A 21446-nucleotide genomic window follows, 5' to 3' on the forward strand; every position below is an offset into this window, starting at 1 on the left:
CCGGTACCGGACGGCAGGCACCCCAATCGGGTTTTGAAATTAGAACACACACTCCCCACGCGCATTGCGTCGCAGCCAAAGACGGCGCACTTGCGTAAGCAGTACTTATTTCTGCCTCTCCTCCGTTGCATGTCAATCTACAACTTAGTGTTGGTCGTAATGGGTGTGGCCATTCTGGCTGTGGCCTGGCTGCCTTCATTGCTTCGCAAATACCCGCTTTCCTATCCCATTCTGTTTGTGGGGCTGGGGGCGTTGGTGTATTCCCTGCCCCTGGGCCTGCCCAGCCCGGATCCGGTCCGGTACGCGCCTTTCACCACGCACCTCACGGAGCTGTGCGTGATTGTGGCCCTCACGGGTACCGGCCTCAAAATTGACCGGCCGTTTTCGTTCTGGCGCTGGCGCGTGCCCCTGCAGCTGGTACTCATTCTCATGGTGGTATCCATTGCTGGCTTCATGGTAGTAGCCTGGCGGCTGGCGGGCCTGCTGCCGGCCTCGGCGCTGCTGCTGGCGGCCACCCTGGCCCCCACCGACCCCGTACTGGCCGGCGACGTGCAGGTAGGCAAGCCCGGCGAAGGCCGCGAAGACAACGTACGCTTTGCCCTCACCGGTGAAGCCGGCCTGAATGATGGCCTGGCTTTCCCGTTTGTGTACCTGGCCCTGGCCCTGCTGCCCTCCGCAACGTCTATATCCGAGCGGTTGCTGGACTGGGCCTGGATGGATATGCTGTACCGGGTGGGAGCGGGCATAGCTGGCGGCTGGTTGGCGGGAAAAATATTGTCGTACCTGATTTTTGACTTGCCCCACCGCATCCGTATCAACCCGGAAGCCTATGGGTTTGTGGCGCTGTCCGTTACGCTGGTAGCCTATGGGGTTACGGAGATGCTGCACGGCTACGGCTTCCTGGCCGTGTTCATAGCCTCCATTACGCTGCGCGCCCACGAGCGCAGCCACGAGTACCACACCGAGATGCACGAATTCACGGACCAACTGGAGCGGCTGTTTATCGTGGTTATTCTGATTCTGTTTGGCGGCGCGCTGGTGCGGGGGTTACTGGCACCGCTTACCTGGCGTGGTGCAGGGCTGGGGCTGTTTGCTTTGTTTATGCTGCGGCCTATGGGGGGCATGCTCACGCTGTGGCGCAGCCGCATTTCTCGCCTCAATTTCCCGGAGCGGCTGGTTATTTCCACATTCGGCATCCGGGGTATCGGCTCTTTCTTTTACCTGGCCTTTGCCGTTACTAAGGCTGATTTCCCGCAGATACGGGAGCTGTGGGCCATTACGGGCTTCACAGTACTTACCTCCATCATCGTGCACGGCATGCTGGCCACGCCCGTTATGAACTGGCTGGACCGCTGGCACGGCCGCCCCACCACCGTGGAGCTGGAGGATCAGCAGCTGGCGGAAGCCGAGCAGGAAGAAGCGGAGAAATCAGAAGAGCAAAGCCCCAAACCGGCCTGATGCAACCTCTACCGGGGCATTGCGTTGCAAGGGCTACCCGTTGCGGCATGGCCTTTGTCTATTATAAGGAGGCCTGATACCGCCCGGACCCCAATTCCGCTCTTCTCTCCCAAAATACTCCACCATGAAAATTCGTCATTTGTTATTAAGCAGCTCGGTTGCGGCCGCGCTGTTTCTAAATTCCTGCGCCACCAACCCCGTCACCGGCAAGAAAGAAGTCATGCTGGTATCGGAAGGGCAGGAGCTGGCCATGGGCCAGCAGTCTGACCCCGCCGTTGTAGCCCAGTTTGGCCTGTACCCGGATGATAAGCTGCAGAAGTTCATCAATGAAAAAGGCAAGCAGATGGGCGCCATCTCGCACCGCCCCGAGCTGACCTACAACTTCCGCATCGTCGATTCGCCCATTATCAACGCCTTTGCCATTCCCGGCGGCTACGTGTATTTCACGCGTGGCATTATGGCCCACTTCAACAACGAGGCACAGTTTGCCGGCGTGCTGGGCCACGAAATTGGCCACGTAACGGCCCGGCACTCTGCCAAGCAGCAAACCAGCGCTATTATTGGGCAGGTAGGCTTAATGGGGGCTATGATTGCCTCGCCTAAGCTGGCGCAGTTTGGGGAGCAGGCCATGCAGGGCATGCAGCTGCTGTTCCTCAAGTTTGGGCGTGATGATGAGCGGCAGTCGGATGGACTGGGCGTGGAGTACTCCTCCAAAATTGGCTATGATGCTTCCCAAATGGCTGATTTCTTCCAGACCCTTTCCAGGGAGCAGGCCAAGAGCGGTGCCGAGGCCATTCCGGACTTCCTGAGCACTCACCCCAACCCCGAAGACCGCTACAACACCGTAAAACAGCTGGCCGCCGATTGGAAGCAGAAGAATGGCAACCCCAAACTGGCCATCAACCGCGACCAGTACCTGCGCATGATTGACGGTATTGTGTATGGCGAAGACCCCAAGCAGGGCTTTGTGGAAAACAACGTGTTCTACCACCCCGAGCTGAAGTTCCGCTTTCCGGTGCCCCAGGGCTGGAAATACCAGAACACACCCCAGCAATTCCAAATGGCTGACCCCGCCGGTAAGGCTCTGCAAATGCTGATGCTGGCGCCCGGCAACTCCCTGGAGGAAGCCGCCCAGAATCTGGCCAAGCAGCTCAGCCTGCAGCCCACTGACTCTAAAAAGACGACCATCAATGGCTTCCCCGCCATGGCTTTCGTAGCCGACCAGGTGCAGCAGGACCAGCAAACCGGCCAGCAGGTGGCGGGCGTGCGCACGCTCACTTACCTTATTCAGGACGGTAAAACCATCTTCGCCCTCATTGGCGTATCGGCCCCGGCCGACTTCCCCGGCTACGCACCCCAGTTCACTAGCGTAGCCGAAGCCTTCCAGCGCCTCACCGACCCGGAAAAGCTTAACCGCAAGCCAGAGCGGGTGCGCATCAAAACCCTGAAGCTGCGCAGCAACCTGGCGGCCGCCCTGCGCACTTACAACGTGCCCGAAAAGCGCATGGAAGAAATGGCCATTCTGAACGGCATGCAGCTGAACGAGCAGGTGAATGCCGGCTCGCTTATTAAAGTAGTAGAGAAATAAGCCGGAAAGGTTTGGCCCGAATTTGGTCTATACCCTGCCAAATGCCTGCTGAATGGTGCCCCGGTACCGTTTGGCAGGCACTCCGGTAGTTTCCGGCAGATCTAAATATTGTCCTCCCATGAAAAAGTCCTTCTTTCGAAACCTCAGCGTGGGTGCTTTACTGGCACTTTTGCCGCTGCTAAGCTCTTCCACCACGGGCGCCACCGTGCATGCCGCTGCTCCGGTACAGGGCGCCCAGCCCGACCCACAGGTAGTAGCCATGTTTGGCCTGCTCAATAACACGGCCCTGCAGAAGTTTATGGACGAAAAGGGCAGTGCCATGGGCCGCGTTTCCGACCGTCCGGCGGATGTAAAAGGCTTCACCGTGCTGGATTCTCCCGTTATCAACGCCTTTGCCACCCCCGATGGCCACGTGTATTTCACACGCGGTATTCTGGCTTACTTCAATGATGAAGCCCAGTTTTCCGGGGTTTTGGGCCACGAAATAGGCCACATTACGGCCCACCACGGCCAGAAGCAGCAAACCCGCAGCACCGTGGCAGGAATTGGATTCCTGTTGGGCTCTATTGTGGCGCCCCGCCTGATGCAGTCGGTGGGCGGTGTGGCCCAGCAGGTAGTAGGCCTGGGCATGCTGAAATATGGCCGCAATGATGAAACGGAGGCCGACCAGCTGGGTGTGAAGTACTCGACCAAAATCGGGTTTGATGCCTCCCACATGGCTGATTTCTTCCAGACCCTGCAGCGCACCGAGCAAGCCAGCGGGGCGGCCAGCATCCCCACGTTCCTCTCCACTCACCCCAACTCCGCCGACCGCTACAGCACAGTGAAAAAGCTGGCGGCCCAGGCCAAGCAGAACGTTGGCGGGCGCCAGCTGGCCGTGAACCGGAACCAGTACCTGCGCCGCATCGATGGCCTGGTATATGGCGAGGACCCGCGCCAGGGCTACGTGGAAAACAGCGTGTTTTACCACCCCGAAATGAAATTCCAGTTTCCGGTGCCTCGTGGCTGGAAAAGCCAGAACTCGCCCCAGCAATTTCAGATGGCAGAGCCCAATGGCAAAGCCGTTCAGATTCTGACCCTGGCCCCCGGCAACTCCCTGGACGAAGCCGCGCAGGCACTGGCTAAACAGCTGAATCTACAGTCGCCGCAGGCCAGCCGCACCACTATCAACAGCTTCCCCGCGCTGGCCATTCAGGGCGACCAGGTAGGGCAGCAGGGCGTAACAGCCAGCACGTTGAGCTACCTTATTCAGGATGGGAAGACCATCTATGCCCTTATTGGTCTGTGTGCCCCGCAGACGTTGGGCACCTATGGCCCTTCGTTTCAGAACACGGCTAAAGGCTTCCGCCGGCTGACGGATGCCGCTAAAATCAAAAAAGCCCCAGAGCGCATCCGCATCCGCACGGCCAAAGCCGGCCAGACGCTGGCCAGCGCCCTGGCCGCCAACGGCATTCCTGCCCGGCGCTACGAGGAGCTGGCTATCCTGAATGGTATGAAAACCTCCACCAAGCTGTCCTCGGGCATGCTGTTTAAGGTGGTGGGCAAGTAAAAGGTAACTTATCAACAGCTGAGTCCCCGTTGGCCCCGAATCTCTTGGGGTCGACGGGGGCTCAGCTATTTACAATGGGTATAAGAACTTCCCCGGACTTGGGGGTTGCTAATTAAAGCCCAGTAGGTTGCTGATTTGTACGGCCAGTAAATCCAGGACGAAAATGACCAGCGACGATACCACCACCGCCGAGTTGGCGGCACGGCCCACACCTTCGGTTCCTTCTTGGCAATAGTAGCCCTTATAGCAGCCAATGATGCCAATTGCGAAGCCGAAAAAGAAGGTTTTGAGTAAGGCCGGCAGCACGTCGCCAAATGTGAGAGGCTTCAGAATGTCATTCGTGAACATCAGCAGGGGAGTTACTGTGTGCATGTTCACGCCCAGGTATGCCGCATACAGTCCAATAGTTGCCGCCAGAATAGAAAGTATAGGCATCATAAGGGTGGTAGCCAGTACCCGCGTCACTACCAGATACTTAAAGGGGTTGGAGCCCGATACTTCCATGGCATCAATCTGCTCTGAAACGCGCATGGCGCCCAGCTCGGCACCCATATCTGAGCTGACTTTACCGGCTACCATTAACGCGGAAATCAGTGGTGCCACTTCGCGGATGATAGTGAGCCCGGCCATGGCCGGAATCCAGGACTCCGCTCCAAATGTGACCATAGTAGGGTGGAGGCGCAGCGTAAGCACCAGCCCCATAATAAAACCCGTGATGCTGACCAGGGGCAACGACTGGTAGCCCACCACATAGCACTGGTACAGAAACTCCTGCACCTCATAGCGCGGACGAAACACCTCCCGGAAAAAGCGCCACACAAAGCGGGCCATTCCACCGGTTTCAGCCAGAAAATGATGCTTGGATGCCGCCATGAAAGCTCGGATAAAGGATACCTGGCAGGTAAGGCGCCTGCCACTCTTACATCTGGTTCTATACGGCAGATAGCCAGGCCGGGACATGGGTAGGGGTAAGATTCGTGCCCCGGCGTTTGGAAAGAGTGCGGTGTATCAGCCTATATACCACAAACGCCCCGCTCGGCATCCGGGCGGGGCGTTTGTGGTACTATAATGCTTCGACAATCTGTGTCGAAAGCCTACTACACGTTAAAGCGGAAGTGCATAATGTCGCCATCCTGCACCACGTATTCTTTGCCTTCCACGGCCATCTTACCGGCTTCCTTAATTTTAACTTCGGTTTTATATTCCTGGTAATCGGCCAGCTTAATCACCTCGGCGCGGATAAAGCCTTTCTCGAAGTCGGAGTGGATAACACCGGCAGCGGCGGGGGCTTTGTCGCCGCGGTGGATGGTCCAGGCGCGTACTTCCTGCACGCCGGCGGTGAAGTAGGTAATCAGGTTCAGCAGCTCGTAGCTGGCCCGGATGAGCTTGTTCAGGCCGGACTCCGTGAGGCCGTACTCGCCCAGGAACATTTCCTTTTCCTCGGGGTCTTCCATGTCCGCAATCTGCTCTTCAATAGCAGCCGAAACCAGAACCACCTGCGCATTTTCAGCCTTCACATGCTCCCGCAGGGCATTTACGTGCTTGTTGCCATCGGTGGCAATGCTGGCCTCGTCCACATTGGCCACGTAGATTACGGGCTTAATGGTGAGCAGCTGCAGATCAGCCACGGCCTCCAGCTCGTCTTCGCTGGCCGTTACGGCGCGGGCATTCTGCCCGGCTTCCAGCGCAGCCTTAAAACGCTGCAGCACCACCACTTCTTTCTTGGCAACGGCGTCACCGGCTTTGGCGCTGCGCTCTGATTTGGCCAGCTTCTTATCGATGCTTTCCAGATCCTTCAGCTGCAGCTCCGTGTCGATAACGTCCTTATCGAACACGGGGTCTACGCCGCCGGCCACGTGCACAATGTTGGGGTCATCAAAGCAGCGCACCACGTGAATGATGGCATCCACCTCGCGGATGTTGGCCAGGAATTTATTGCCCAGACCTTCGCCTTTGGAAGCACCTTTTACCAGGCCGGCAATGTCCACAAACTCAATAATGGTGGGCAGCACGCGCTTGGGGTTCACCAGGGCTTCTAGGATCTGTAGGCGCTCATCAGGAACGGTAATTACGCCCACATTGGGCTCAATGGTGCAGAACGGATAGTTGGCCGATTCGGCCTTGGCGTTCGAAAGAGCGTTGAACAGCGTGGATTTGCCCACGTTCGGCAAACCGACGATTCCGCAGCGAAGACCCATATTTCTTTATGTCTGAGTGTTTGAAAGCAAATAAGTGAAGAAGGCGGTTAACCTAATTCGGGGGCAAAGGTAGGGCGTTTTGGGCGGCTTTGCTGCCTGTTTCGCAAAACAGCTTACTGGACAGCCAAGGCCCAACAAAGCGGCGCGCCACGGTAGAAACCGGGCGCGCCGCCAGATGCAGGATGCAAATGAAAAGAGAGTAAGGTGTGTTTCGCTAGGCTGCGGTACTAGAAGTTGTCTTCATTGCGGTTGAACGAGTCGCCTTCGTACTGACGGGGGCGGTCCAGCTCGGCTACTTCTTCCTCGGTCAGCAGCTCTTCGCGTACGTAGTCCACGGCGTCCTGCAGCGCGTCTACAAACTTGAGGAAATCTTCTTTATATAGGAAGATTTTGTGTTTCTCGTAGGAGAAAGTATCGTCGTCGCGCAGCTTACGTTTGCTCTCCGTAATGGTGAGATAATAGTCCTGTCCGCGTGTGGCTTTCACGTCGAAAAAGTAGGTGCGCTTGCCTGCTTTAATACGTTGAGAGTAGATTTCTTCCTGATCGTGACGGTCTTCCACGGTTTCTACAATAGAGTTGATTTATTCTAAGATGTTTGAATTTCAGGACAAAGTAACCACTTATCTGTAGATATAAAAATTTTAAGTCGCGCTTTTCCAGTAGCCGCCGGTAGGCCCTGCCTTTTGTCCGTAGCAGGCCCGTAAGCCGGAAGCCGACGGGCGGCATCGGACGCAGCTTTTGTGCCGCTTATGCGTTGATGAAGTAAGGCAAACATTCTCTGGCTGCCTATCTTTCGCTTTTGACTGATTTTAATGCCTTCATTATGGCCCAACCCATCGACCTAGCCGCTATCCGCTCTTTTGAGAATCTGGAATTTCTGGCCCGGCAGCTGGTAGAAGGCTTTATTACGGGCCTGCATCAGTCGCCCTACCACGGGTTTTCCGTCGAATTCTCGGAGCACCGCCTCTACAACCCCGGCGAAAGCACCCGCCACCTGGACTGGAAAGTGTTTGCCCGCACCGATAAGCTCTTTGTGAAGCGCTACGAGGAGGAAACCAACCTGCGCTGCCACCTGCTGCTGGATGTAAGCCCCAGCATGTACTACCCCAGCCCCGGCCACGATAAATTGCGTTTTTCGGTGCTGTGCGCCGCCGCCCTGGCCACGCTCCTGCAAAAACAGCGCGACGCCGTGGGCCTCGTCACCTTCGCCGACCAGGTGGAGCTGCAAACGCCCGTGCGCTCCACCAGCACCCACCGCCACACGCTGCTGCTCACCCTGCAGCAGCTTCTGGAGCGCCCCGTGCAGCGCCGCCCCACCGATGTGGCCGGCGTGATTCACACCATCGCGCAGCAAATCCCGAAACGCTCGTTAGTCATCATCTTCAGTGATATGCTGGGCCGCGCGCCGGAGGAGCAAACGCAGGCCCTGGCCGCGCTGCAGCACCTGCGCCACCAACAGCACGAGGTGCTGCTTTTCCACGTGATGGACCGCGCCACGGAGTCGGATTTTGCCTTCCAGGACCGGCCTTATCTGTTTGAGGATGTGGAAACCGGCGAAACCATCAAGCTGCAGCCCGCCCAGGTGCGGGAGCAGTACCAGGCCGCCATGCGCCGCTATGAGCAGGAACTGGCCCTGCGCTGCGGTCAGTTTAAGATTGATTTTGTGCCCGTTGATATCCGGGAGCCGTTTGATAAGGTGCTATACGCCTACATGATGAAGCGCGGCAAAGTGCGGTAAGCCGCGCCTTTATTCCGCCAGCAGGCGGATATACCGTTCGGCTGACTTTCGCACGCCTTCTTTAGCGCCGGTTTGTATGGTGGTGCGGCCCCACCAGGCACCGTAAATCCGGTCGTAGGCGAATGGCTCCACGGCTGCTACAATGTGCTGCACCTTGGCCGCGGAAAGCGGCAAAAGATTGGGGTAGCTGTACATAAAGCTCACAAAAGGCTGCGCGGGTACCACCTGAATAATGTCGCCGGTGAGCAGCGCGCCGCGGCCTTCAGCGCCGGCAGGCCAGTGCAATACCGTGCCGCCGTCAAAATGACCTCCGCAGCGGATCAGGGTCAGGTCATCCAGCAAGCGCAGGGTTTCGCCTTCCCAGAGCTGCACCACTGGGTCGGGGCGCATCACCCACTGGCGGTCGGCGGCGTGCAGGTACACGGGCACGTTGCCGAAAGCGCGGCTCCACTCCACGTTGGTGGTGTAGTAGTGTGGGTGGGAAATGGCAATGGCGGACAAGCCACCCAGGCCCTGAATAATATCGATGGTGGCCTCATCGAGCAGAGAAATACAGTCCCAGAGCACATTGCCCGCCGGAGTGCGCATTAGCAGGGCCCGTTGGCCAATACCAAAATCGGGCACGGTGCCAATGCCGTACAGGTTGGGCTCTTTGCGGCGGAAGCTGTTGCGGTGCTGCTGGCGTAGCCGGGCAAGCGTGGTCCACTGCTGGCCGCCCGGGGGCAGGTACTGGCGCTCATCCTGGCAAATAGGGCAGGAGGCAGGCACTGCTTCTGAAAACTGAGTGCCACAGGTGACGCAGATATAGTTTTCCATCGTAAAAAAGTAAGCAGGTTCAGAAACCGGGTAGGTCAGCTGCCGGGCTCATTATCCAACGACTGCCACAGATATTTGCTGGCCAGGGTGCGGTGGGGGCGCCAGGCCTCGGCAATTGCCGTCATGCGCTGGTGCAGGGCCCGGCCGGTTTCTTCCAGGCCGTAGTGGCGGCGCATGGCGTTTTGAATGCCCAGGTCGCCTTCCGGGAATACGTCGGGCTGGTCCAGGGCAAACATCTGGAGCATTTGCGCCGTCCAGCGGCCCACGCCTTTTATCTGGGTCAGGTGCTGGGTAAAGGCGTCTGCATCCAGCTGGCTGAGGTGGCTGTGGTTGAGCTGGTCGCGCTGGGCAAACTCGGCAATAGCCCGCAAATAGCCCGCCTTCTGACGGGAAATGCCTGCCGCCCGCAAATCCTCATCCGACATGGCCAGGATAGCGGCCGGCTCGGGGTAGCCATCGGGCGGAAACAGGGCCTGCACCTTGCGCCAGATGGCGGCCGCGGCTTTGGTGGAAATCTGCTGGGACACAATAGCCCGGAGCAGCGCCAGGTACAAATCCTCGTGGGCGCTGGGCCGGATTGGCCGCCCTTGTTTAATCAGGCCCGCCAGCACCGGGTCGGCCTGGGAAAGATGGTGGATAGGATCAGAAACAGCCATCAGCAACAACTAAAATCAGCCAACGTCGGCCTGGTGAGTGGAAACAAAAATGGTGTCCAGCAGCTGCCCGGCCGCGCTGATGCGCACCGCCGAGAGGCCCTGCCCATAGTAAGCGCCGGTGTCAATATTCAGCACATTGGCAGTAGCATCAAACTCCGGGGTGCCCGTGGTGGGGGTGTGCCCAATGACCTGCAGCTTGCCCACATTGCGCAGGGGGCCGCGGCGCCAGAGAATCCCATCGGGGTTGTCCTCATCCATGGGGTTGGGCGTATCAGCCAAGCCCGCGTGGCTGACCAGCACGTGCTCATTCTCCCAGAACAGGGGCCGCTCCGCCAGCCAGTCCAGATGCGGGGCCAGCCAATCCCGGTGCTGGCGGTACTGCTGCTCGGTGCTGAGGCCGCCCCAGCTCAGCCAGCCGGGGTAGGGGCCGGTGGGGCCATAATGCCGGAGCAGGCCGGCCTCGTGGTTGCCTTTCAGGAATACAGTCTGGTCCGGGTGCTTCTCGCTGAGCTCCAGGGCCACCTGCACGGTTTCCGGTGCAAAGCGGCCACGGTCTACTAGGTCACCCACCTGAAGCAGTAGCTCCTCAGCTGGCTTCCAGTGCTGCAGCACCTCCAAAAAGGTGTAGTAGCAGCCGTGCACATCGCCCACAATAAACAGGTTCATCTGGCCGGCAAGTAAGGAAAAGATTCCACAAGGAAATAGTACCACACCCGGTAGGGCCTTGCTGCCTTTCCTGCGGGCCACCGACCGGGTTTATGGCAGGTGTAGTAATTTGCGCTCATGAAGTTTTTTACGCGTGGTATTCCACTAGAGGCGCTGGCAGAAGGTGGCCGCCTGGCCGGCTTACTCCTGATTGGGGCTACCATCCTGTCGTTGGTACTCAGCAATACGGCGGTGGCCCCGGCCTATACCGGTTTCTGGGAACAGGAAATAGGCCCGGTCTTTCTGCAGAAGTCCATCAGTCACTGGATAAACGATGGCCTGATGGCTGTTTTCTTCCTGCTGGTAGGCTTAGAAATCAAGCACGAGCTGGTAGATGGGGAGCTGACGGAGCCCCGCAAGGCCATGCTGCCCGCCCTGGCCGCCATAGGTGGAGCCGCCATGCCGGCCCTGATTCACTGGTATTTTACCCGCGGCACGCCCGCCGCCACAGGCTGGGCCATTCCCACGGCTACGGATATTGCGTTTTCGCTGGGTATCCTGGCCCTGCTGGGCTCCCGGGTGCCAGCAGGCCTGCGCGTTTTTCTCACGGCGCTGGCCATTATTGATGACCTGCTGGCCGTTATCGTTATAGCTGTTTTCTATACTGATAAGCTGTACGTGCCCTATTTATTGGGGGCCGCGGGCTTGGTGTTAGGCCTGTATCTGCTGGGGCGCTGGCGTAAAGACTGGCTTTGGGCCTTTGCCGTGCTGGGTATTCTGCTGTGGTACTGCATGCTCAAGTCCGGGGTGCATGCTACGGTGGCCGGCGTACTGCTGGCTTTTACTATTCCGTCGCATCATATCCGGCGGCTTTATCATGCGCTGCATAACCCCGTTACCTACGGCATTCTGCCGCTTTTTGCCCTGTGCAATACGGCCATTACGCTTAAGGCCGGCGTTGGCGTCGAGCTGGTGTCGCCGCTGGGGCTGGGAATTATGCTGGGGCTGGTGATTGGCAAGCCGGTGGGTATCGGGCTGAGCTCCTGGCTGCTGGTGCGCAGCGGGCAGGCGGCCTTGCCTACGGGCGTAAGCTGGCTGCAGATGCTGGGGCTGGGTTTTACGGCCGGAATCGGCTTTACCATGGCCATTTTCATTGCCACGCTTTCCTTCCGCCAACCCGAGCTGGTAGACGTAGCCAAGCTGGCCGTGTTGGGCGGCTCCGTGCTGGCCGCCAGCATAGGGGCACTTATTCTGCTGCGGAGCCCGCAAGTGGCTACTGCCGGGCCGGAATTAGTATCGGGACGGCAGTAGCCACCTGTAGCTTTCAGGGCTTAGCGCAGGCTGCCCAGGGCCTCCGTAACGCGGGCCAGCATTTCGTCCGTCACATCCAGGTGGGTGACAAAGCGAATCATCTGCGGACCGAAGGAAGAGGCTATGATACCGTTCTGTTTCAGATACTCCAGAAAGGCCCCGGCGGGCTGCTCATCCCGCAACCGGAAAATAACCAGGTTGGTTTCTACAGGCAGCACCTCGGCCACGTACGGTTGAGCGGCCAGGGTTTCGCCCAACTGCCGGGCCCGGCGGTGGTCGTCGGCGAGGCGCTCTACGTTGTTTTCCAGGGCATACAGGCCCGCGGCCGCCAAGTAGCCGGCCTGCCGCATGCCGCCGCCCATCACCTTGCGAATGCGCTTGGTTTTATGAATGAACGCGCGGCTGCCCAGCAGCACGGAGCCCACAGGGGCCCCCAGCCCTTTGGAAAGGCACACGGAAATAGTATCGAACAGGAGGCCGTACTCGCGGGCGTCCTGCCCGGTGGCTACCAGCGCGTTGAAAATACGGGCTCCGTCCAAGTGCAGCGGAATGCCGTAGCGCCGGGCAACCTCCGCAATGGCTTCAATTTCGGGGAGTGCATAGCAGCTGCCCCCGCCCCGGTTGTGGGTATTTTCCAGGGAAATAAGCTGGGTGATGGGATAATGCACATTATCATCGGGCCGGATGGCGGCTTCTACCTGCGCGGCCGTGAGGCGGCCCCGGTTGCCGGGCAGCAGCGCCACCGAAGCGCCCGAGTGAAAAGCAATACCACCCACTTCCCAGAGGTAGATATGGGAAGTCTGCTCGCAGATAACCTCCGACATAGGCTGCGTATGAGCTTTAATGGCAATCTGGTTGGTCATGGTGCCGGAAGGGCAGAACAGACCGGCCTCCATACCAAACCGGGCGGCAGCGGCTTCTTCAAGCGCTTTTACCGTGGGGTCTTCTTCATATACATCATCGCCCACCCGGGCCTGAAACATGGCTTCCAGCATGGCTGACGTGGGGCGGGTTACGGTATCGGAGCGTAAATCAATCATGAAAGGAGCTAATGAGTTGAGGATGGAGGTTTCGGGATTCAAAAATAAGACTTACTTTTGCCCCTCCTTTACTAAAACGACTTTAACCGACCCGGATATGAGCGTCACCCGACTGAAGCGGAAGCACCGCAAGAACATTGCCCGTCAAAACAACAAGCAGCGCATCATTAAGCAACTGCTCCTCACGCCCGTTCTGAAGAACGTGGACATCGAAGAGCTGAAGGCCCGCTTCACTGGCGGTGCTGCTGCACCCGCTGCTGCTAAGTCGGAGAAAACCGCCAAGGCTACTGTAAAAGCCAACGCCGAAGCATTTGACGATGCCGAAGCTGTGACCAAGCCAGTTAACGCTGATGGTCAGGAAGGTGAGCACCCTAAGCCGGAAATTGCCCTGTAAGTAAGTCCGCCGCCGGTGTCGGTCGGCATACATAGTTGTTGAAAAGCGCCTTTCCTGGATGGGAAAGGCGCTTTTTGCGTTTGTTACCGCTCCGTAGTGCGCGGCCCCAGCTCAATAGCCTGCAGCTGCTGCACCTGGCCGGCCTCTACCTGAAAACGTAGCAGCGTGCGCACTTTATGAAAGCCATGCCGGCCGGCCGCGCCAGGGTTCAGGTGTAGCAGCTGCAGCTTAGGGTCCGGCATCACCTTCAAAATATGCGAGTGCCCGCTGATAAACAGGCCCGGCCGGTGCTGTTGCAGCAGGGGGCGGGTAGCGGGGCTGTAGTGCCCGGGGTAGCCGCCAATGTGCGTCATCAGCACGCTCAGGCCCTCTATTTCAAAGGCCTGCACCAAGGGCTGGGTCACGCGCACGTCGCGGCCATCAATGTTCCCGTATACGCCCCGTAGGGGAGCTACCATAGCTAGCTCCTCGGCCACGGCGGCCGTGCCAAAGTCGCCAGCATGCCAGATTTCGTCGCAGTCCCGCAAATGATACAGGATTCGCTCGTCCAGGTAGCTATGGGTATCGGAGAGAAGACCGATTTTTTTCATGCCGGCAAGGTAAACACTAGTTGAGTGCTGAGGGCAACGTAACCCGATACAACTCGTATCTTGCCCGGCCGGCGGTATTTCCGTTTCACGATATTTATGTTGTGTTTTGCAACGGACGCTGGTGCCCAAGTTGATTTTTTTGCCTCCTCCACATTACCCCGCGATGAACGTTTTCATCAATGATATTCCGCTGATCATCAAGAAGACCAGCGAAAAAGTGTACAAGCACCGCTACGACCTTATCCTGAACGCGGAGGACGAATTTACCTCCAAAGACTTGGTAGGCGACGTGCTGGTGCGCGACGTGACCGATGCGTTCCTCGACCGTTTGCTGCGGCTGATGGAGGTGAAAAAGCTGAAGAAACTGACTTCTCTCACCCTGATGGCGCGGAAAAAAAAGCGCCTCATTCTGCACCTCAAAGACCAGTTCCGCATTGCCAAGGCCGCCGGCGGCCTGGTGGTGAAAGATGGTTTGGTGCTGATGATCTACCGCCTGGGCAAATGGGACCTGCCCAAAGGCAAGCTGAAAAAGGATGAAGACCCGGCCGAAGGCTCGCTGCGCGAGGTGGAGGAAGAGTGCAACATCAAGATTGAGCTGGGCGAAGCCCTGCCCAGCACCTGGCATTCGTACGCCTACAACGGCAACAAAATGCTGAAGAAAACCAACTGGTACATCATGCGCTGCCTGGATGACTCCTTAATGAAGCCCCAGGCCGAGGAGTACATTGAGGAAGTGCGCTGGATGACGCCCCAGGAGGCCCTGGCCGTGCTGCCCGATACATATGCCTCCATTGCGCTGGTGGTGCGCCACTACCTGAGTGAGGTGGCCGGTGTAGCAGAGCCCGTAAAAGAACCCGTTAAATAAGTTAGCCCGGCCCGCTATGCGCGTACCTACTCTCTTGCTGGCCGGGTTAACGCTGGGTTTTCTGGCCGCCTGCTCCCGCTCCCAAACGCCTTCCGAATCGGAAGCACCGCTGCAAGCGCAGCCAAAAACCGCGCAGAGCGCTTCTATTAATCTGCCGGAGCTGGTGAAGCATAACATTGACTACCTGCGTCGCCAACTGGGCCCGCCCATAGAAGCCGCCGATGAGGTGGTAGGCGCCGACCCCACCGCCGCCCAACTGCGCGCCACCAAAGGCGAAGGCTGGATTAACACCTTCCGGCGGCAGGGCTCCACGCTGATTGTTACGTTTAATGCCCGCACCCGCAAGGTGAGTGACATTGTGCTGATGGGCACCAACGAGGAAGAGCTCATGCAACTGGGCAACCTCAGCCCCACGGCTCCCAATTACATTGTTCTCTCCATTCCGGAGCCCGGCCAGCTCAACAAGGTGCGCGGGGTACGCATTGTACCCAGTCAGCGGAAGGAGACGGTGAATTAAGGCTTCTGCGGCCTGTTAAGCCCAGGCAGTGGCCGAGCGGCTATTGAGCCTCCTGGGGGTGCGCGGGCAGGCGGAAAGGCACAAAATCGTCTACGTTGCCGCCAAAGCGGTGAATCTCCCGGATAATGGTGCTGCTGATGGCGGCCAGCGGGGGCGAGGTAATCAGAAACACGGTTTCCAGCGCCGGATTTACGTGCCGGTTGGCCTGGGCAATGGTGTTTTCGTACTCGAAGTCGGTGGTGTTGCGCAGCCCGCGCAGCAGGAACCGCGCCCCGGTTTCGCGGGCAAAATCAGCCGTTAAACCTTTGTAGGACTGCACTTCCACCTGGGGCTCATCGGCAAAAACCTCCGAAATCATGGCGGCCATTTGCTCTACCGGCAGGTAGCGGCTTTTACTGCTGTTGTTGCCTATGGCGATGATGATTTTATCGAAGAGGGAGGTGCCGCGCCGCACTACATCCAGGTGGCCGTTGGTAAAAGGGTCGAAGGAGCCGGGGAACAGGGCTATGCGCATAATAGGGGAGGTAGTGAGATGGTGAAATAGTGAGTTGTGGGACTGGCTGGTCTTCAAGACTCTTGCCATTCTACCCCCTTCACTATCTCATCTATTCGCAAAGGTGCAGGCTGAACAACTCAAAATACCGGTATTCGAACACGTCGTTCAGGCGGTAACTGTAGCCGATATCGAAGGGGCGGTTGCCGAAGCGGATGTTGCGGATATACTTGCGCAGCACCGTAAACAAGGCCGAGTCGTGGAACAGGTCGCCCCACACCATCACTGCATCCTGGTCGGGGTTTAGCTGCAACTCCTGCATCACCAGAATGGTGTAGTAAATCAGGTCTTCGGGGGTGGTGAAGCTGAACACGTTACAGAACTCCGGCCGCTTGTCCCGGATAACTACCACGGTGAGCTCCTGGTGGCCAATGCTGAGGTAGCAGCGGCGGGGGGCGCCCCGGTCGCTCTGATGAACCAGCCCCTGCAGCAGGGCGCTGGTCTGGTGCAGCAGCTGCCCGGCCGGGTAGGTGCGCTCAAACCACTCGGTCAGGGCTTTTTCCGCCGCAAACACATTCACCATTTCTAGGGAAGCGTGCGTGTAGCTGCGCACCACTTCATGGGCTGGGTCTACGTGGTGGTGCAGCTGCAGATAGGCGGCTTCATCACCGGTCCGGAACAGGGGCTTGGGCAGCAGCGTGAAGCTCCGGTTCTGTACGGAGAGCCGTACCCGGTTCCAGCCCGTGCGGCCCACTAAATCGTGCTGCGCAGCCAGGCTCTGGAGCTGCCCGGAAAGGGAAGTAGCGGGCTGCAGGGAGTAGTCTTCCAGCACCACAAACTTGTTGCGGCGCACATCGGCCACCCCCACGCGCACGCCGGCCGCGCCTACCGAGAGGTACAGGTTATAAGCCGTAAGATTGTCCGGGTCCAGGGTTTCGTCGCGCAGGCGGGGCAGAATGCCCGAGAGGGCGGGAACAGGCAGGGCAGAAACAGAGTCAGACACAGGCAAATAGACGACTAGGGCAAAATCAGACCCCTAAAGTTACAGAAAGACGCGGGCCTTTTGGCCAGGATAGTAGCGAAGCAAAGCGGAAAAAGCGGGTTTTAATGCCGGCTTCCTCTCTTCTACATCCCAATGCTTTGGTTTTTTTACGGCGCGGGATGCTACCGCTATTTAAACAGCTGCAGGGGGATGTACACGTCATCGGGGCTGAGGATGAGGCGCAGGATCGGGTGAACCTGCAATACAGGCATAGAAACCAGCTGCCGGGGGGTGAAGAAAGCCAGCCTGGTGAGCACCTGCCCTTCGGCTGCGTGCTCCGGGTCGGAGCCCAGGCGCGGGGTGGCCGTGGGGTCCAGCGGCTTCACCTCAAAAAATAGCTCCAGCGCCTGCAGGTCCTGGTCCATAAACTCGTGCAGATGCAGGAAGCGGCCTACCTCTACGCGCATGCCGGTTTCCTCCTGAAATTCGCGACGCAGACACTCTCTAATGGTTTCGCCAAACTCCCAGCCTCCGCCGGGCGGCGACCAGAATGGCACGTTGTCGGGCAGCAGTCCCCGATGCGCGGCCAGCAGAATGGCGCCTTTCTGTACCAGCAGCCCGCCTACGCGCACGCGCACCTGGCCGGTATAGGCTTGCAGTAAGGAGTCAGAAGGATCAGTAGGAGAGTGTGTCATAGGGAGATAGTCAGATCAGCGGCCCGGTGGCGAAGACGCCGCCTGCGGAGGTGAGGGCCGGCGCACCCGCCGCCGGATACGGCCCGCAAGATACAGCACCAGTACCAACGTCAGCCCGGCCATTATCAGCGGCAGTAAAAGCCCCAGCAGGGAGCCCACCACCGCCAGTATATTTTCAATGGTTGCCAGCACTGGGTTACCGAGCCCGCCCGTGGTTGCAGTAGAGCCGGCCCGCAAAAGCGCGGTGCCGGTTTGCACCAGACCCGCCGCGCCGCCACCCACTAATATGCCCAGCCCCCAGCGCACCATAGGGCTCATTTCGGGTAGAGCGGAGGTCATCAGGAGCGTGCCGGCAATAAAGGAAGCCGGGGTGGTAAGCGTGTCCAGTAGGTTATCGACCACGGGCACGTAATAGGCCAGCATCTCGGCCAGCGTGGCCGTGGCCAGCACAGCAAAGGCCACCCAGGTGCCCAGCCAGGCAAACCCCGGAGAAGGGGAGAGGTAGCCGGAAAGGTAGGCCACATTGGCCGCCAGCAGCGGCACAAACACCCGAAACCCGCTGCAGGCCGCCAGGGCCAGCCCCAGGGCACCAAGTATAAGGAAGTCGGTGGGTTGCATACGTGGGAAAGCCTGAAGCCCGCTGGGTTGCGGCCGCGGCCAAAAGGTACGCAACTCCCGCATTTGGTGCACCCCTTCCCCAGGCGGTATCTTTGCAGCCATGTCTGATGAACTTACTTCCCCCGTTGCGGCCGCACATGAGTCGCTCGAAACCCGTATCCGCCGTAAGCTGGAGCGCCAGCACTTTATGCACCTCATTGGGGCCAACCTCACCCACATAGAGCCGGGCCGCGTGGAAGCGGAGCTCACGCTGGCCTTGCAACACCAGCAGCAAAAGGGCTTCGTGCACGGCGGCCTCACCGCCACCATGGCCGATCTGGCAGCTGGTTTTGCCGGCGTTACGCTTATTCCGGACAACCACGGCATGGTAACGGTAGAGCTGAAAACCACTTACCTGCACCCCGGCGTGGGCAAGAAGCTGCGCGCCATAGGCTGGGTATTGAAAGCCGGCCGCCGCCTGCATTTCTGCGAGGCCGAGGTATGGTGTGATGACCTGCTGATTGCCAAGGCCACGGCTACTATGGCGGTTATTGAGCCAGTATTGCTGGATAATAATGGCTAGGAAGCGTCAGGCGCACGCTCATATATGCTGGGTGCAGTGGCAGAAAAAGGATTTATATACTTTATGGATAGATACCGTTGATAAAGAGTTTCTGTGGACTGATATAAATGGACTTGTCCCATTATTCACAACCCCTGTTGAGGCTATTGAATTAGCTAAAACAATAGGAGTACAACTGGAGAACAGTGAGGTCGAAAAGCAGAATCTGGACGCGGTGTGGCAATGGATGCAAAACCCAGCTAAATCACCTCCTAAAGAGTGCCTGCTAGCCTGGAATTTATTTAGTGACCTGAGTACAAGCGTGGGTGTAAAATTTATAGGGGATCATCATGCACCCGTTCGTAGTCGTGTTTTTGATACTTTATATGCTTACTATGGACCATGGCCTTCACAGAAAAAGTGGCCATGGAAACGGCAGGAATCTAAAGTGTTAAAGCGCATTCTGCAGCAAGGCTTTCGGTTGTGGCAGAAAAACATTTACATGGTAGCAGCAGGGCAATATCCTTTGCAAGCGAAGGACCTGAATCCGGCGTAACTTTGTTGCATTGAATTCCCCGCTATGCTCTCCGTAAGAACCCCCTCCGTCCGCGACTTTTTCCCCTTCGAGCCCACGCAGGACCAGGCCACGCTGTTTTTTCAGCTGGATGAGTTTCTGCGCGATGAGCTGCCGGGCCGCAAAGTGTTTGTGCTGCGGGGCTATGCCGGTACCGGCAAAACCACCGTGGTAAGCGCCCTGGTGCAGTGGCTCTACAGCCGCCAGCGCAAGTATACCCTTATGGCGCCCACCGGCCGCGCGGCCAAGGTAATGAGCACCTACTCCGGGGTAGCGGCCAGCACCATTCACAAGAAAATATACCGCCAAACCAGCGGCACGCCTTCCGAGCGGCTTTCCTTCCAGCGTCAGCCCAACCGCACCACCGATATGCTCTACATCGTGGACGAAGCCTCCATGATATCGGATGAAAAAGCCTTCGGTGAAAACGGCCTGCTGGATGATTTGATGGGCTACGTGTTCGAAAAGCCTACCAACCGTTTGCTACTTATTGGCGATACTGCCCAGCTGCCGCCCGTGGGCCAACTGCTGTCCCCGGCCCTCGACCCTGAGCTGCTGGCGCACCGTTTCCGGGCCACCGTAAACTCCGTGGAGCTGCGCCAGGTAATGCGCCAGGCCGAGGCTTCCGGCATTCTGATGAATGCCACCACCCTGCGGGAGGAGCTGCGCGAGGAACAGCCCAACATTCAGTTTCACACCAAAGGCTACCCCGATATCTTTAAGATGAACGGCGACAAGCTGGAGGATGGCCTGCGCTGGGCGTACAAGAACTACGGGCACGAAAACACCACCATCATCTGCCGTTCCAACAAGAACGCCAACCAGTACAACCAGTTTATCCGCCGCATCCTCTTCGATGCCGAAGATGAAATAGAGTCCGGCGACTACCTGATGGTGGTGCGCAACAACTACTTCTGGCTGCCCAAGGACTCCGAAATTGGCTTTCTGGCCAACGGTGACTTTGTGCAGGTGGTCAAAATCATCCGGCGCACCGAGGAATTCGGCTTCCGCTTTGCCGATGCCCGCGTGCGCCTGGTAGACTACCCCGACGAGCCCGATATTGAAGTAAAGCTGCTGCTGGATACCCTGCACACAGAAAGCCCCGCCCTGCCCGCCGACCGTAGCAACGCCCTCTACCAGGCCATCAACGCCGACTACGCCCACCTGGAAAAGAAAAAAGACCGGGCCGCCGGCCTGCGTAAAGACCCCTTCCTGAATGCCTTACAGGTGAAGTTTGCCTATGCGCTTACCTGCCACAAGGCGCAGGGCGGCCAGTGGCAGGCCGTTTTCGTAGACCACGGATATCTGAAGGAAGATATGGTGAATTCCGAGTTTGCCCGCTGGCTGTACACGGCCGTTACCCGGGCTTCGGAGCAGCTGTTTCTCCTGAATTTCAACCCCAAAATGCTGGCCGAGTAAGCAGCCGTTATCTATGGTAGCCTGTCGGTAGCAGATACTTGTACTTTCTGCTCTGCCGATATACATTGCGGCGTACAAACCAGTAACTTATAAGTCATAACGAACGGCCGGAAAACTGGCAGGATAATTGGCCCGCCCGGCAAAACGCTTATTTTTGATTATCAACCTCACTAACCATCTCCAGTCATGAAAAAAGTACTTGTTCTGGCTCTGTCGCTCACGCTGGGCGGTTTTGCGGCCCACGCTCAAACGGCTACCACGGCGCCTGCTCAGGAAAAAGTGGCCGGCCCGCTGATTCAGTTTGAGGAAATGAAATACGATTTCGGCGTTATCAAGCAGGGTGACATCGTAGACCACACCTTCAAGTTCAAAAACACGGGCACCGCGCCGCTCGTTATTTCCAACATTGGCGTAAGCTGCGGCTGCACCACTCCCGACTGGACGCGTGAGCCCATTATGCCCGGCAAAACCGGTACCATCACAGCCAAATTCAACAGCATGGGCAAGATGGGCATGCAGAACAAAGTCCTGACCATTGAGTCTAACTCCACGGCCGGCAACACCATGGTGGCTTTGGTAGGTGAGGTGAAAGACGCTGCCAGCATGACACAGGCCTCGGCCGCCCCGGCCAAGACCGACGTGTCGCCGTCCGCTGACGTGGATTCCAAGCAGAAAACCAAGCTCGGCGAAGCTAAAATCAAAGCCAAGCACAAGAAGAAATCCTAAGCCGCTTCGGCGGTTTTCAGGAAAAGCGGCCCG

At 58.2% G+C, this 21446-nt stretch carries 24 protein-coding genes; 12 read left to right on the plus strand and 12 right to left on the minus strand.

Features of this window, described 5'->3' with window-relative positions; genetic code table 11:
• Nucleotides 1–129 precede the first annotated feature (129 nt).
• The 3 genes from AM218_RS03700 (at nt 130) to AM218_RS03710 (ending at nt 4595) form a co-directional block, all read left to right on the plus strand.
• Nucleotides 130–1458: a cation:proton antiporter gene (locus AM218_RS03700; RefSeq protein ID WP_054411957.1), complete on the plus strand. Its 1329-nt coding sequence runs from the start codon at nt 130–132 to the stop codon at nt 1456–1458.
• 124 nt (nt 1459–1582) lie between these two features.
• Nucleotides 1583–3046 carry a M48 family metalloprotease gene (locus tag AM218_RS03705; RefSeq protein ID WP_054411958.1) on the plus strand — a complete coding sequence of 488 codons (1464 nt, stop codon included), beginning with the start codon at nt 1583–1585 and terminating at the stop codon, nt 3044–3046.
• A 118-nt stretch (nt 3047–3164) separates the two neighbouring features.
• Entirely contained in the window at nt 3165–4595 is a 1431-nt protein-coding gene (locus tag AM218_RS03710) for a M48 family metalloprotease (RefSeq protein ID WP_054411960.1), read from the plus strand.
• A 108-nt stretch (nt 4596–4703) separates the two neighbouring features.
• On the opposite strand, the gene AM218_RS03715 is transcribed toward AM218_RS03710, so the two are convergent.
• The 3 genes from AM218_RS03715 to AM218_RS03725 form a co-directional block, all read right to left on the minus strand.
• On the minus strand, nt 4704–5468 hold the full coding sequence (locus tag AM218_RS03715) for an MlaE family ABC transporter permease (RefSeq protein ID WP_054411962.1): 765 nt from the start codon (nt 5466–5468) through the stop codon (nt 4704–4706).
• 224 nt (nt 5469–5692) lie between these two features.
• Nucleotides 5693–6793, minus strand: a complete 1101-nt coding sequence (ychF, locus tag AM218_RS03720) for a redox-regulated ATPase YchF (RefSeq protein ID WP_054411965.1) — start codon at nt 6791–6793, stop codon at nt 5693–5695.
• A 227-nt stretch (nt 6794–7020) separates the two neighbouring features.
• Entirely contained in the window at nt 7021–7353 is a 333-nt protein-coding gene (locus AM218_RS03725) for a DUF3276 family protein (RefSeq protein WP_054411966.1), read from the minus strand.
• Between the two features lie 263 nt (nt 7354–7616).
• Between AM218_RS03725 and AM218_RS03730 the strand changes: the two genes are divergently transcribed.
• Complete coding sequence (locus tag AM218_RS03730) at nt 7617–8531, plus strand: DUF58 domain-containing protein (protein ID WP_054415262.1); 915 nt, start codon at nt 7617–7619, stop codon at nt 8529–8531.
• 9 nt (nt 8532–8540) lie between these two features.
• On the opposite strand, the gene AM218_RS03735 is transcribed toward AM218_RS03730, so the two are convergent.
• Genes AM218_RS03735 through AM218_RS03745 form a run of 3 tightly spaced genes read right to left on the minus strand, consistent with a single transcriptional unit; the run spans nt 8541 to nt 10669 of the window.
• On the minus strand, nt 8541–9347 hold the full coding sequence (locus tag AM218_RS03735; RefSeq protein WP_054411968.1) for an MBL fold metallo-hydrolase: 807 nt from the start codon (nt 9345–9347) through the stop codon (nt 8541–8543).
• A gap of 35 nt (nt 9348–9382) precedes the next feature.
• On the minus strand, nt 9383–10003 hold the full coding sequence (locus AM218_RS03740; RefSeq protein ID WP_054415263.1) for a DNA-3-methyladenine glycosylase family protein: 621 nt from the start codon (nt 10001–10003) through the stop codon (nt 9383–9385).
• A gap of 15 nt (nt 10004–10018) precedes the next feature.
• Nucleotides 10019–10669 (minus strand): metallophosphoesterase family protein, encoded by a 651-nt coding sequence (locus AM218_RS03745; RefSeq protein ID WP_054411969.1) that lies wholly within the window; start codon nt 10667–10669, stop codon nt 10019–10021.
• Nucleotides 10670–10786: 117 nt separating this feature from the next.
• Here AM218_RS03745 and nhaA point away from each other — a divergent pair, with 117 nt between their 5' ends.
• Nucleotides 10787–11959, plus strand: coding sequence for a Na+/H+ antiporter NhaA (nhaA, locus tag AM218_RS03750; RefSeq protein WP_054411970.1), 1173 nt, complete (start codon nt 10787–10789; stop codon nt 11957–11959).
• A 20-nt stretch (nt 11960–11979) separates the two neighbouring features.
• On the opposite strand, the gene ltaE is transcribed toward nhaA, so the two are convergent.
• Nucleotides 11980–12999, minus strand: coding sequence for a low-specificity L-threonine aldolase (gene ltaE / locus AM218_RS03755; RefSeq protein WP_054411971.1), 1020 nt, complete (start codon nt 12997–12999; stop codon nt 11980–11982).
• A gap of 97 nt (nt 13000–13096) precedes the next feature.
• Between ltaE and AM218_RS03760 the strand changes: the two genes are divergently transcribed.
• The gene (locus AM218_RS03760; RefSeq protein ID WP_054411973.1) at nt 13097–13393 is read left to right on the plus strand and encodes a hypothetical protein; all 297 of its coding nucleotides are present in this window, start codon (nt 13097–13099) and stop codon (nt 13391–13393) included.
• 83 nt (nt 13394–13476) lie between these two features.
• Here AM218_RS03760 and AM218_RS03765 read toward each other — a convergent pair whose 3' ends face one another.
• Nucleotides 13477–13983, minus strand: coding sequence for a metallophosphoesterase family protein (locus tag AM218_RS03765; RefSeq protein WP_054411975.1), 507 nt, complete (start codon nt 13981–13983; stop codon nt 13477–13479).
• A gap of 163 nt (nt 13984–14146) precedes the next feature.
• On the opposite strand from AM218_RS03765, the gene AM218_RS03770 reads away from it, so the two are divergent.
• Complete coding sequence (locus AM218_RS03770; RefSeq protein ID WP_054411978.1) at nt 14147–14848, plus strand: NUDIX hydrolase; 702 nt, start codon at nt 14147–14149, stop codon at nt 14846–14848.
• A gap of 16 nt (nt 14849–14864) precedes the next feature.
• The gene (locus AM218_RS03775; protein ID WP_054411980.1) at nt 14865–15365 is read left to right on the plus strand and encodes a hypothetical protein; all 501 of its coding nucleotides are present in this window, start codon (nt 14865–14867) and stop codon (nt 15363–15365) included.
• A gap of 40 nt (nt 15366–15405) precedes the next feature.
• On the opposite strand, the gene coaD is transcribed toward AM218_RS03775, so the two are convergent.
• From coaD to AM218_RS03795, 4 genes are all read right to left on the minus strand, one after another.
• On the minus strand, nt 15406–15882 hold the full coding sequence (gene coaD, locus AM218_RS03780; RefSeq protein WP_054415265.1) for a pantetheine-phosphate adenylyltransferase: 477 nt from the start codon (nt 15880–15882) through the stop codon (nt 15406–15408).
• Between the two features lie 88 nt (nt 15883–15970).
• Nucleotides 15971–16861 (minus strand): DUF3822 family protein, encoded by an 891-nt coding sequence (locus AM218_RS03785; RefSeq protein WP_054411982.1) that lies wholly within the window; start codon nt 16859–16861, stop codon nt 15971–15973.
• Nucleotides 16862–17028: 167 nt separating this feature from the next.
• Nucleotides 17029–17535: an NUDIX domain-containing protein gene (locus AM218_RS03790; protein WP_054411984.1), complete on the minus strand. Its 507-nt coding sequence runs from the start codon at nt 17533–17535 to the stop codon at nt 17029–17031.
• 15 nt (nt 17536–17550) lie between these two features.
• Nucleotides 17551–18153, minus strand: coding sequence for a DUF4126 domain-containing protein (locus tag AM218_RS03795; RefSeq protein ID WP_054411990.1), 603 nt, complete (start codon nt 18151–18153; stop codon nt 17551–17553).
• A 100-nt stretch (nt 18154–18253) separates the two neighbouring features.
• Here AM218_RS03795 and AM218_RS03800 point away from each other — a divergent pair, with 100 nt between their 5' ends.
• The 4 genes from AM218_RS03800 (at nt 18254) to AM218_RS03815 (ending at nt 21413) form a co-directional block, all read left to right on the plus strand.
• On the plus strand, nt 18254–18715 hold the full coding sequence (locus AM218_RS03800; protein WP_054411991.1) for a PaaI family thioesterase: 462 nt from the start codon (nt 18254–18256) through the stop codon (nt 18713–18715).
• Nucleotides 18708–19250 (plus strand): hypothetical protein, encoded by a 543-nt coding sequence (locus tag AM218_RS03805; protein ID WP_054411996.1) that lies wholly within the window; start codon nt 18708–18710, stop codon nt 19248–19250. Before AM218_RS03800 ends, AM218_RS03805 begins: the two co-directional genes overlap by 8 nt.
• Before the next feature lie 24 nt (nt 19251–19274).
• Entirely contained in the window at nt 19275–20687 is a 1413-nt protein-coding gene (locus AM218_RS03810) for an ATP-dependent DNA helicase (protein WP_054411999.1), read from the plus strand.
• Between the two features lie 186 nt (nt 20688–20873).
• Nucleotides 20874–21413 (plus strand): DUF1573 domain-containing protein, encoded by a 540-nt coding sequence (locus AM218_RS03815; RefSeq protein ID WP_071843687.1) that lies wholly within the window; start codon nt 20874–20876, stop codon nt 21411–21413.
• Nucleotides 21414–21446 lie beyond the last annotated feature (33 nt).

The organism is Hymenobacter sp. DG25A, assembly GCF_001280305.1.
In the GTDB taxonomy this organism is placed as follows: domain Bacteria; phylum Bacteroidota; class Bacteroidia; order Cytophagales; family Hymenobacteraceae; genus Hymenobacter.